Here is an 11,611-nt window from a genome sequence, read left to right on the forward strand (position 1 = left end):
GGTGTAGGATTCGAACCTACGAAGGCTGTGCCGGCTGATTTACAGTCAGCTCCCTTTGGCCGCTCGGGCAACCTGCCGTGACCCGGGGTTTAACCCGGACCGATGAGAGAATACCTCATAACCTGAGGACATCAGCAACCCGGATTCGAGGCGTTCCGGACGTCACTGCCCCACCGGTCATCGTGCCTGGAGCATCCGCCCGGACGCCCGGTATGAACGCAGAAGGAGCAACAGGTGGCAAGCGAGTCTTCGTTCGATGTGGTCAGCAAGGTCGACCTCCAGGAAGTGGACAACGCACTCAACCAGGCGGCCAAGGAGATCTCTCAGCGGTTCGACTTCAGAGGCACCGAAGCAGCCATCAGGTGGTCCGGCGAGTACGGAATCGAGATGGAGGCCAGCGCGGAGGAGCGGGTGCTCGCTGTCCTGGACGTGTTCAAGGAAAAGCTCATCAAGCGGAAGGTCTCCCTTAAGGCACTCGACGCCGGTGATCCCAGGGCTTCGGGCAAACAGTTCAAGATCTCCGCGAGCCTCCAGGACGGGTTGACTCAGGACCAGGCCAAGAAGGTGACCAAGGTCATACGTGACGAGGCCCCGAAAGGCGTCAAGACGCAGGTTCAGGGCGATGAGGTGCGTGTCTCATCGAAGAAGAGGGACGATCTTCAGGACGTCATGGCGCTCCTGCGCGATCAGGACTTCGACTTCGCCATCCAATTCACCAACCGTCGCTGACGCCTCATCAGCGACGGTAGCCGGCCAGGCCCTCCAGCCGTGCCACTCGTTCCGCGGTCGACGGGTGCGACCTGAACAGACGCCACACCCCGCGCGGTTGCCCAAGCGGGCTGCTGATCATCAGATGACTGGTAGCGACGACGCCTGCGTCCGGGGGAAGCACCAGCTCTCGTTGCGCGGCGTCCAGCTTGCGCAAGGCGCCGGCGAGTGCGAGCGGTTCCCCGGTGATCCGCGCCGCTTCCTGGTCCGCCTCGAACTCTCGGGACCCGCTGACGACCAGCCGTGTGGCGTACACCACGACCACGCCCAACACGGGAATCACCATCGCGGCACGGGAGACAAGGCCGACCATCGATCCGGGCAACGTGTCGCGACGGCGGATGTGTGCCAACTCGTGGGCGATGACGGCGCGCAGCTCACGCTCATCCAGTACGTCGAGTGCTCCCTCCGTCACACAGATCGCGGCACGGCTCGGGCCGTTCCCGGTGGCGAGTGCGTTGGCTGCCCTGGTCGGACTGACGTACAGCCGCGGCATGGGGACTCGCGCCCGGGCGGTGAGGTCCCGGACCAACCGGCAGAGCGCGGGCTGCTCCGCCTCGCCGACCGGGTACGCCCGCATGGCCCGGATAGCCACCTCGCCGGCGCGGGTGCAGACGTAGACAGTTAGCACCGCTACGAGGACGACCCCGAGCCAGAAGCCCACGGATCCGAAACGTGACGCGACGAACAGCGCCGAAAGCCCCAGGACGACGAGAAAAACGATAGTCCTCAGGAGGTTCCGACGCGCACGAACGCTGTGCACGTTGAGCATGCTAGGCACACCCGCCGAACGTCGGAGATGGTGCGCGAGGTTCCGGGCGGAATAATCCCCTGCCCTCTCACGCTGTGGACGAACGAGTCAACGAGTAAGGGTTGTCTTACCATGAGAAGAGAGCACTACCCGGCAAGGAGCCGGACGCGGCGGGGCTATAGCGGAATTGCTTCCGTCGGCGCGGCTTCTGAGTGCGCCCTTCATACCGGGCGCCATCATCCAGGAGGCATCGACACGCCGTGACGGCGAAACAGGTCCGCGAACTCGATCGTGTGGTGATCAGGTTCGCCGGCGACTCCGGTGACGGCATGCAGCTCACTGGCGACAGGTTTACCGCGGAGACAGCGTCGTTCGGCAACGACCTCTCGACATTGCCGAACTTCCCAGCTGAGATCCGCGCCCCGGCGGGCACCCTGCCGGGAGTATCCAGCTTCCAGTTGCATTTCGCCGATCATGACATCCTCACGCCGGGCGACGCACCAGATGTCTTGGTCGCGATGAACCCGGCTGCCCTCAAAGCCAATCTGCCTGACGTACCCAAGGGTGCGATCCTCATCATCGACACGGCCGAGTTCACGGCCCGGGCGCTGAAGAAGGTCGGCTACGCGACCAGCCCGCTCGACGACGGGACATTGGGCTCCTACCAGGTGCACTCGCTCGATCTCACCGGCATGACCATGAAGGCTCTGGAGCCGTTCGGTCTGAGCCGGAAAGAGGCGTCGCGTTCCAAGAACATGTACGCCCTGGGCTTGCTGTCATGGATGTACGGACGCTCGATCGAAGGCACGGTCCGGTTCCTGCAGACCAAGTTCGCCACCAAAGCCGACATCCGCGACGCGAACATCACCGCGGTCAAGGCAGGGTGGAACTACGGGGAGACCACTGAGGACTTCGCGGTCTCCTACGAGATCAAGCCGGCGCCGATGCCGGTCGGCCGGTACCGGAACATCACCGGCAACCTGGCGCTCAGCTACGGACTCATTGCGGCGTCCCAGCAGTCCAAGCTGCCGCTCTTCCTCGGTTCCTACCCGATCACGCCGGCGTCGGACATCCTGCACGAGATCTCGAAACACAAGCGGTTCGGCGTCCGTACCTTCCAGGCCGAAGACGAGATCGCCGGCATCGGAGCCGCGCTCGGTGCGGCGTTCGGCGGGTCATTGGGCGTCACGACCACGTCCGGACCGGGAGTCGCGCTGAAGTCGGAGACAGTGGGACTCGCCGTCTCTCTCGAGCTGCCGCTGATCATCGTCGACGTCCAGCGTGGCGGCCCGTCCACCGGGCTGCCGACGAAGACCGAGCAGGCCGACCTGCTGCAGGCCATGTACGGACGTAACGGCGAGGCACCGGTGCCGATCGTTGCCCCGTCGTCGCCGTCGGACTGCTTCGATGCCGCTATCGAGGCGGCTCGGATCGCGGTCACGTACCGGACTCCGGTCTTTCTGCTCTCCGACGGCTACCTGGCGAACGGCTCGGAGCCGTGGGCCGTCCCGGATGTCGGCTCGCTGCCCGTCATCGAAGCGGATTTCGCTACGGACCCGAACCATGGCAGCAACGACGACGCCGAGTTCTGGCCGTACCTACGTGATCAGCGGACGCTGGCCCGCGCGTGGGCAGTACCCGGCTCGGCAGGTCTGGAGCACCGCATCGGCGGGCTGGAGAAAGCCGACGGCAGTGGCAACATCTCGTACGACCCTACGAACCACGACCACATGGTCCGCACCCGCCAGGCGAAGGTCGACGGCGTCGAGGTACCCGAGCTGGACGTCGACGACCCCACCGGCGATGCCCGGCTTCTGGTGCTCGGCTGGGGCTCCACCTATGGCCCGATCGGCGCCGGCGTCCGCCGAGCCCGCAACGCCGGGCATTCGATCGCCCAAGCCCACTTGCGCTTTCTGAACCCGCTGCCGGCCAACACCGAGGACGTGCTGCGCCGGTACGACCGCGTGCTGCTGCCCGAGATGAACCTCGGCCAGCTGGCGATGCTGCTCAGGGCGCGCTACCTGGTCGACGTCATCGGGTACAACCAGGTCCGTGGGCTCCCGTTCAAGGCCGAGGAACTGGCCGACGTCATCATGAAGGAAGACGATCAGCTGTGACCGCAACCGAATTGGGCATGCCAGGGCTGAACGGTGTGCCCACCACCGACGTCGCACAGACCAAGAAGGAATTCACCAGCGACCAGGAGGTCCGCTGGTGCCCCGGCTGCGGTGACTACGCGGTCCTCGCCACTGTGCAGGGATTCATGCCGGAGCTTGGCCTGAGACGGGAGAACATCGTCTTCGTCTCCGGCATCGGATGCTCGTCTCGGTTCCCGTACTACATGGACACGTACGGGATGCATTCCATCCACGGGCGGGCACCGGCCATCGCTACCGGCCTTGCGACATCGCGCCCTGACCTGTCCGTGTGGGTGGTGACCGGAGACGGGGATGCGCTCTCGATCGGCGGCAACCACCTGATCCATGTCCTGCGTCGCAACGTCAATATGACGATCCTGCTGTTCAACAACCGGATCTACGGTCTGACGAAGGGTCAGTACTCGCCCACGAGCGAGCAGGGCAAGATCACCAAGTCCACGCCCATGGGATCGCTCGACGCACCGTTCAACCCGGTATCGCTGGCTCTCGGCGCGGAAGCCACGTTCGTTGCCCGCACGATCGACTCCGACCGTGCGCATCTGACGTCGGTGCTACGTGCGGCTGCGGCGCATCGAGGCACGTCGCTGGTAGAGATCTACCAGAACTGCAACATCTTCAACGACGGCGCGTTCGAGATCCTCAAGAACCGGGATACCCGCGACGAGGTGATGATCCGGCTGGAACACGGCGAGCCAGTCCGTTTCGGCACCGACGACGAGCACGGCATCCGGCGCAACCCCGCCACGTCCGGCCTGGAGATCTGCTCCGGAGACGACCCGGGCGTGATCGTCCATGACGCGAACGCCGCGGACCCGAGCCGCGCGTTCGCGCTCTCCCGCCTCGCCGATCCGGGCACGCTCGCTCGCACACCCATCGGCATCTTCCGGCAGGTCGAGCGTCCTACCTACGGTGACCTCATGAACGATCAGGTCGATCAAGCGGTGGAAACCCAAGGCGCCGGAGACCTGGCCGCGCTGGTCACCGGTAACGACACCTGGACGGTCGACTGACGTCCATCAGGCACTCAGCGGCAGCAGAGTGGCGCAGGGAGAGCTGATCGGTATCCGGCTACGGTGGACCATGCGGGTCTGATCGGCGTCACCGACGTGTGTACAGTACGTGCATATGTGCATGGGCTGTTACACGGCTGCCGAAGCGGCGGTTGTTCAGGGGGCGACGGGCGTCATGCTCGTCCGAGGCGGCGCCACTCGGCTCTTCGAGCGTCTGACCGGAAGAGACCCGTTCGAGCGGCGTCGTGCCGCGCATCGGGCGAACGCGGAGTTCCTCAGCGAGATGGGCCTCGATCCGGACCGCGTCCTCGGTCCGCCGCCGGTCCGGGAGCCGCATATCGCGCCGGCTGCCTACCCCGCCGCTCTACCCCACCCGGCGGCCGGCCTGACCCCGGCTCGGGCCGTTGTCTAGCACTCCGGCGACGACGTCCGCTCCACCTGTACGGATCAGCGCCGGCTGGTATGTCGCGGCGCTGATCATCTACGTGGTCATCGCCTACTTCACCAAGACGGTGCTGCTCAACTGGGTCATGGGGCCGCTGTTTCTGCTGCTCACGCTGTACATCATCCCGACCGCGGCGGCTGCCGGGCTGCGGAAGCTGAAGACGAGGACGTCACGGTGAGCTGGGCCGCGCACGAGTTCGAGCTGTACTTCATCCAGAAACACGTCGGCACCAAGGCGTCCTTCCTCGCCGTCGTCATCGGTACTCAGCTGCCCGACACATTCACCAAGACCTTCGTCTATGCCGCGGATGATCCGGCCGCCTTTCACCGCGGCTGGCCGGGCGTCGGGTTCTCCCACTCACTGCTATTCGGCGTCGCGTTCGCCGTTGCGGTGCTGGCCATCACCAAAAGTCGCTCGTGGGCGCTCGGGCTGTTGATCGGCCATTGGGCGCACATCTTGACCGACTTCGCCGATACCGCCGGAGTGATGCTGTTCTTCCCGTTCTCCACCGAGCCGGTGACGATCAGCATGTGGAAGCACGCCGCCGTCGAGGGCCGATACGGGGACGCCGCAGCCTATTACAGCAGCCTAGGCGGGGTCTGGGACTTCTTCTGGCTGCTCATGACCTTGGTCTTCGCCTGGAAGACGCTCACGCCGTCGTACTTCCGCGAGGTCGTGGTACCCGCTGACCCGCGGGTGTGGGGATGGCTGCACCGCACCTTCCGGCTTCCGGAGCGCGGCCTGCTGTTGCTCTACCAGGGCCTGCTGTTCTACGGCGTCGGCCGGATGATCGCCTGGTTCCTCTACGCCAGGTTCGACGCTCAGACCCCGTTCGAGCCGTTCTGGGGCGGTCCGGGATATGTCGAAGGCAACGACATCTCGGACTCGGGCTGGGTCGAGGTGCTGATCCGCACTGGCATCGGCGCCATCCTCTTCGTCGCATTCATGTGGCTGTGCTGGCGGGCCTTCGGACGACGTCTCTGGGAACGCGGCTACGACGTCCCGGCGGCTGTGCGCGGCCCGGGACTGCACGCGATCTTCGAGCTACCGTCATCCAAACGCCGCACACCCACCAAGGACACCGAACCGGTCTGACGAGCCGCTAGCGGAGACAGAGAGTGGCGCGAACTGGCCAGTGGTCGGATGGAAGCCGACGCCCAGGGTGCTCGCGGACGACCGCGGAGTCTTCGATCCGCCAGTGCGGGCTGGCGAAGATGTGGTCGATCTGCCGGCCGTCCGCACCCCCGGTGAAGTCATGGCTGGTGCCTCCGGCAACCCGCACGTGCTCGAGCGCAGCCTCAACCAGAGGTCTGAACACGGGCGCATCCGTCGGCACAGCGTTGAAGTCGCCCATCACCACCGTCGGAACGGAGCGGTCGAGCCAGCTCACCATCTGGCCGACGCTCGCGGCGCGGTTGTCGGCGATATGTTCGTCGAGGTGGGTGTTGACCACGTCGAACTCCGTCCCGCTACGGTGGTCCTTGCAGCGGACGAGCGTCGCGATGCGCGGGAACGACGATCCGGGTAGCTGCGTCCCGGGCACATGCGGCGTCGGCCCGAACCAGCGGGTCTCATGGTGGGTGACCGTGAACGTGCCGCCGCGCACGGCAATCGGACATTGCTCGCCGCCGCCGTTCCCACCGCGTCCCAACCCGAACCAACACCGATCTTGTGCCCGCCGCGCCAGATAGCGGCGTTGCCATCCGAACACCTCTTGCAACCCGAGCACGTCCACGTCGAGCGCGGTGATGGTGGACGCCGTCGAGCGGCGGCGGAACGGCCAGGAATGGAGTCCATCACGTCCCCAGCCGTTGCGGATGTTGAACGTGGCAAAGGTCAACGACATCCGTAGCCACCGCCGCCGGGAGTCTCCACGACCAAGACGTCGTCGACTCCGACGTCGACGGAGTCGCTGCCGGTCATCTCAACGACGGAGCCGTCGGCGCGCTCGACGTAGTTGCGGCCCAGCCCGCCAGGTTCACCGCCGGCCATGCCGTACGGTGGCACCCGGCGATGCCCGGCCAGCGTGCTCACCGTCATCGGCTCGGAGAACCTCAGCCGCCGCACCGCGCCGTCGCCGCCTCGCCACCGGCCCCCTCCGCCGCTGCCGCGCCGCACCGCGAAACTGTCCACCAGCACCGGGAACCGGCTCTCCAGGACCTCAGGATCGGTCAGCCTGGAGTTGGTCATGTGTGTCTGCACGGCCGGGACGCCATCGAACCCATCGCCCGCTCCGGATCCGGAACCGACCGTCTCGTAGTACTGGTGGTGCTCGTTGCCGAACGTGACGTTGTTCATGGTCCCCGAACCCTCGGCCTGCACGCCCAATGCGGCATACAGCGCCCCGGTGACCGCCTGTGACGTCTCCACGTTTCCCGCCACGACCGCAGCCGGGTATGCCGGCGCCAGCATCGACGGCTCTGGCACGACGATGCGCAGCGGCCGCAGGCAGCCGTCGTTCAGCGGGATGTCGTCGGCGACCAGCGTCCGGAACACGTACAGCACGGCGGCCGTCGCCACCGACGTCGGGGCGTTGAAGTTCGACTCCAACTGCCCGGACGTGCCGGTGAAGTCGATCGTCGCCGACCGGCCCGCCCGGTCGACCGCCACAGCCACCTCGATAGATGCTCCGCTGTCCATCTCGTAGCTGTAAGAACCGTCCGAAAGCGCGTCGATCACCCGCCGCACCGCTTCCTCGGCGTTGTCCTGAACATGGCGCATGTACGCCTGTACGACGTCGAGACCGAAGTGGTCGATCATCCGCCGGACCTCCGCGACGCCCTTCTCGTTGGCGGCGATCTGGGCCCTCAGGTCGGCGAGGTTCGTCGCTGGGTTCCGGGACGGATACGGCGACTCGGTCAGCAGGCGGTGCGTCTCGTCCTCTCGGAACCGGCCGTCCTCGACGAGCAGCCAGTTGTCGAAGAGGATCCCCTCCTCGTGGATGTTCCGGCTGAACGCCGGCATCGAGCCCGGTGTGAGGCCGCCGATCTCCGCGTGATGCCCACGCGACGCCACGTAGAACAGGATGTCGTGTCCGGCGTCGTCGAACACCGGCGTGACCACAGTGACGTCCGGCAGGTGTGTACCCCCGTGGTATGGGTCATTGACGGCGTAAACGTCGCCGGCCTTCAGGCCCTCGCCTCGCACCCGGCGTTGGATGACCTCCTTAACGCTCGATCCCATCGATCCCAGATGCACCGGCATGTGCGGCGCGTTCGCGATGAGGTTCCCGTCGGGGTCGAACAGGGCGCAAGAGAAGTCGAGTCGCTCCTTGATGTTCACCGACTGTGACGTCGACTCCAGCCGCGCGCCCATCTGCTCGGCGATCGACATGAACAGGTTGTTGAAGATCTCCAGCATGACGGGGTCGACCTCGGTTCCGACACCTATGACGTCCGTGCGCGCGCGCACCCGTTCGATCCTCAGGTGGCCATGCACGGTCACACCGGCCCGCCAGCCGTCATCCACCACGGTCGTCGCATTGGCCTCGGTGATGATCGCCGGTCCGTACACGGCGTCGTCCGCTGACAGCTGCTCGCGCCGATACAGCGCGGCCTCCCGCCACGCACCGCCCGTGTAGACCCGCAACCGCTTCGGCTGAGCCAACCCCAAGTCATCCCACATGCTGCTGCCCTGTTCGCCCTCCACCTGGAGCCGGTCCGGGCTGACCCGCCCGGCAAAAGCCGCCCCGGTCAGGCCGACCGCCTCCACCGACAATGCTTCGACGATCAGTGGCCGGTCCATCAAGAACGAGTACGTCCGGCGGTAGCTGTGTTCGAACGCTGCCGCCATGGCATCCGGCTCATCGAGCTCGACCTGCACGGCGGTATCGGTCCCGTCGTATCGGACGTGCGCACGCTTGGTGATTCGGATGTGCTCCGGCGGAACGTCCTCGTCCACGAGCTCGCTCCGCGCCGACGATTCGAGGGCGTCCGCCACCTCGATGAGCCGGTCCATCGCGACCGGTTCCAGCCTGACCTCGACAGACTGCTCGCGCATCGCGGTGGTGTCCGCCAGCCCGATTCCCAAGGCAGACAGCACACCCGCCATCGGAGGGACGAGCACGGTGCGGATACCCAGCGAGTCTGCGACGGCACAGGCATGCTGGCCACCGGCCCCGCCGAACGTCGTCAACGCATACTCCGTGACGTCATGACCTTTCTGCACCGAGATCTTCTTCACCGCATTGGCCATGTTCGCCACGGCGATGGTCAGGAAGCCCTCCGCCACCTCCTCGGGCGTGCGCTGGTCACCGGTGGCGGCCGCGATCTCGTCGGCCAGCTCGGCGAACTTTCGGCGCACGATGTCGGCGTCGAGCGGCTGGTCGGCCTCCGGCCCGAAGACGGACGGGAAGTGATCCGGTTGGATCCTCCCGAGCATGACGTTGGCGTCGGTCACCGCGAGTGGCCCGCCATTGCGGTAACAGGCGGGGCCCGGGTCCGCACCCGCCGAGTCAGGCCCCACCCGCAGCCTCGTGCCATCGAAGGACAGGATCGATCCGCCTCCGGCGGCCACCGTGTTGATGTCGAGCATCGGCGCCCGCAGCCGTACGCCCGCGATCTGAGCGTCGAAGACACGTTCGTACTCACCGGCGTAGTGCGACACGTCGGTTGACGTGCCTCCCATGTCGAAGCCGATGACCTTGTCGAACCCGGCCAGCGCGGACATCCGGGCCATCCCGACGATCCCGCCGGCGGGACCGGACAAGATCGCGTCCTTGCCACGGAAGTGCCCAGCCTCGGCCAGGCCGCCGTTCGACTGCATGAACATCAGGCGCACGTCAGGCAGCTCGTCAGCGATCTGCCTGACGTAACGGCCGAGGATCGGCGACAGGTAGGCATCGACGACCGTGGTGTCACCACGAGAGACCAGCTTCATCAGCGGGCTGGCCTCGCTGGAGAGCGACACCTGCGGGAAGCCGATCTGCGCGGCGAGGTCCCCGATCACCTGCTCATGCCCTGGGTGCAGATGGCCGTGCAGGCAGATCACGGCAACGGCGCGGATCCCGTCCTCGTAGGCCGCCTGGAGTTCGCTCCGGAGTGCATCGAGGTCAGGCTCGCGCAGCACGTTGCCTTCGGATGTCACGCGTTCATCGACCTCGACCACCCGCTCATGCAGGAGCTCCGGCAGGACGATCCGCCGGTCGAAGATCTTCGGTCGAGCCTGGTAGCCGATCTGGAGCGCATCAGCGAAACCTTTGGTGACGACCAGCACCGTGCGCTCGCCCTTCCGCTCCAGCAGGGCGTTCGTCGCGACCGTCGTCCCCATCCGCACCACGTCGATCTGCCCGGCCGGGATCCGGTCATGGTCACCAGCGGGTTCTCCCGCAGAGTCCAGCAGCTGGCGGATGCCGGCGACGGCGGCGTCCCGGTAACGGCGGGGATTCTCCGAGAGCAGCTTGTGCGTGATGAGCTCGCCGTCCGGCCGACGTGCCACGATGTCGGTGAAGGTACCTCCGCGGTCGATCCAGAACTGCCAGCGCCCAGCCATGCCCCGACGATATCCGTCCACGGGATCCGACATCGCAGTCACCATTCCATGTCATGGGCGTCACACGTGTTCGCTGCTGATGTTGCGGTAGTGTTTCGAGGTGAGTTATCCCCGATCCGGCGTCGCCTTCGCTCTCGGCGCATACGGACTCTGGGGACTCCTCCCGCTCTACTGGGATCTCCTGGACGAGGCGGGCGCGATCGAGGTACTCGCCCATCGTTTCGTCTGGTCGTTGCTCGTCACCGTGCTGGTGCTCACGCTATGGCGGCGGCTCGCACAGTTGCGTGGCCTGCCGCGGCGCACGTACGCCTTGCTCGGCGTGGCCGGGGCCGTGATCGCGCTCAACTGGGGTACCTACATCTGGGGCGTGCACCACGGCCACGTGATCGAGGTATCGCTCGGCTACTTCATCAACCCACTCGTCACCGTCGTGACCGCGGTGTTGGTTCTGCGAGAGCGGCTACGCCGTCTGCAATGGATCGCGGTAGCGATCGCCGCCGTGGCCGTCGTCGTGTTGACGGTGAACTATGGCCGGCCGCCGTGGATCGGCCTCACACTCGCGTTCACCTTCACGATCTACAGCCTCATCAAGAAGCGGGTGCGCGTACCGGCGGTGGAGAGCGTGCTGCTGGAGTCCACCGTGATGATCCTCCCGGCGCTCGCGTTTCTGATCTACCTGCAGGTGAAGGGCGACGCCACGTTCGGGCACGTCGACATCGGCACCGACCTGTTGCTCGTTGCCACAGGCGTCGCCACCGCCGTACCGCTGGTGCTCTTCGCCGCGGCAGCGTCTCGTGCATCGCTGACCACACTCGGGGTGGCCCAGTACCTCGCGCCGTCGCTCACATTCATCCTCGGCATCTTCGTCTTCGAAGAAGAGGTGCCACCAGTGCGCTTCTTCGGCTTCGGCCTGGTCTGGCTCGCGCTAGCGATCTTCACCGGCGACGCGCTGTACCAGCGGCGGCGGATGCTACGACGCAGCGCCGCC

The 11,611-nt window shown here is 66.1% G+C and carries 10 protein-coding genes; 7 read left to right on the forward strand and 3 right to left on the reverse strand.

The window, feature by feature from the left end; genetic code table 11:
- Nucleotides 1-234: 234 nt before the first annotated feature.
- Nucleotides 235-729: a YajQ family cyclic di-GMP-binding protein gene (locus tag ELR45_RS09395; protein ID WP_129665396.1), complete on the forward strand. Its 495-nt coding sequence runs from the start codon at nucleotides 235-237 to the stop codon at nucleotides 727-729.
- A 7-nt stretch (nucleotides 730-736) separates the two neighbouring features.
- Here the strand turns inward: ELR45_RS09395 and ELR45_RS09400 are convergent, their stop codons facing one another.
- Nucleotides 737-1,531, reverse strand: coding sequence for a M48 family metalloprotease (locus tag ELR45_RS09400; RefSeq protein ID WP_205856290.1), 795 nt, complete (start codon nucleotides 1,529-1,531; stop codon nucleotides 737-739).
- 248 nt (nucleotides 1,532-1,779) lie between these two features.
- Between ELR45_RS09400 and ELR45_RS09405 the strand changes: the two genes are divergently transcribed.
- The 5 genes from ELR45_RS09405 to ELR45_RS09420 all read left to right on the forward strand — a co-directional run bounded on the left by ELR45_RS09405 (nucleotide 1,780) and on the right by ELR45_RS09420 (nucleotide 6,228).
- Complete coding sequence (locus tag ELR45_RS09405; RefSeq protein WP_240759376.1) at nucleotides 1,780-3,636, forward strand: 2-oxoacid:acceptor oxidoreductase subunit alpha; 1,857 nt, start codon at nucleotides 1,780-1,782, stop codon at nucleotides 3,634-3,636.
- Between the two features lie 17 nt (nucleotides 3,637-3,653).
- Entirely contained in the window at nucleotides 3,654-4,688 is a 1,035-nt protein-coding gene (locus tag ELR45_RS09410) for a 2-oxoacid:ferredoxin oxidoreductase subunit beta (RefSeq protein WP_129665830.1), read from the forward strand.
- 121 nt (nucleotides 4,689-4,809) lie between these two features.
- Nucleotides 4,810-5,100 (forward strand): hypothetical protein, encoded by a 291-nt coding sequence (locus ELR45_RS09415; RefSeq protein ID WP_129665400.1) that lies wholly within the window; start codon nucleotides 4,810-4,812, stop codon nucleotides 5,098-5,100.
- The gene (locus ELR45_RS34870; RefSeq protein ID WP_165367630.1) at nucleotides 5,093-5,311 is read left to right on the forward strand and encodes a hypothetical protein; all 219 of its coding nucleotides are present in this window, start codon (nucleotides 5,093-5,095) and stop codon (nucleotides 5,309-5,311) included. Before ELR45_RS09415 ends, ELR45_RS34870 begins: the two co-directional genes overlap by 8 nt.
- Nucleotides 5,308-6,228 carry a metal-dependent hydrolase gene (locus ELR45_RS09420; RefSeq protein WP_165367631.1) on the forward strand — a complete coding sequence of 307 codons (921 nt, stop codon included), beginning with the start codon at nucleotides 5,308-5,310 and terminating at the stop codon, nucleotides 6,226-6,228. The genes ELR45_RS34870 and ELR45_RS09420 overlap by 4 nt, the downstream gene beginning before the upstream one ends.
- Nucleotides 6,229-6,235: 7 nt before the next feature.
- Here the strand turns inward: ELR45_RS09420 and ELR45_RS09425 are convergent, their stop codons facing one another.
- Nucleotides 6,236-6,979: an endonuclease/exonuclease/phosphatase family protein gene (locus ELR45_RS09425; protein ID WP_129665404.1), complete on the reverse strand. Its 744-nt coding sequence runs from the start codon at nucleotides 6,977-6,979 to the stop codon at nucleotides 6,236-6,238.
- Entirely contained in the window at nucleotides 6,970-10,623 is a 3,654-nt protein-coding gene (locus tag ELR45_RS09430; protein WP_129665406.1) for a hydantoinase B/oxoprolinase family protein, read from the reverse strand. Before ELR45_RS09430 ends, ELR45_RS09425 begins: the two co-directional genes overlap by 10 nt.
- Before the next feature lie 100 nt (nucleotides 10,624-10,723).
- On the opposite strand from ELR45_RS09430, the gene rarD reads away from it, so the two are divergent.
- The coding region (gene rarD, locus ELR45_RS09435; RefSeq protein WP_165367632.1) for an EamA family transporter RarD at nucleotides 10,724-11,611 on the forward strand (888 nt) is incomplete at its 3' end.

The organism is Phytoactinopolyspora endophytica (assembly GCF_004138495.1).
GTDB classification, from domain to species: Bacteria; Actinomycetota; Actinomycetes; order Jiangellales; family Jiangellaceae; genus Phytoactinopolyspora; species Phytoactinopolyspora endophytica.

Excerpts from the sequence above, each read along its gene's own strand:
- ELR45_RS09425 (WP_129665404.1), bottom strand. The coding sequence starts at position 6,979 with ATGTCGTTGACCTTTGCCACGTTCAACATCCGCAACGGCTGGGGACGT.
- ELR45_RS09430 (WP_129665406.1), bottom strand. The coding sequence starts at position 10,623 with ATGGCTGGGCGCTGGCAGTTCTGGATCGACCGCGGAGGTACCTTCACC.
- ELR45_RS09410 (WP_129665830.1), top strand. The coding sequence starts at position 3,654 with ATGCCAGGGCTGAACGGTGTGCCCACCACCGACGTCGCACAGACCAAG.
- ELR45_RS09415 (WP_129665400.1), top strand. The coding sequence starts at position 4,810 with ATGGGCTGTTACACGGCTGCCGAAGCGGCGGTTGTTCAGGGGGCGACG.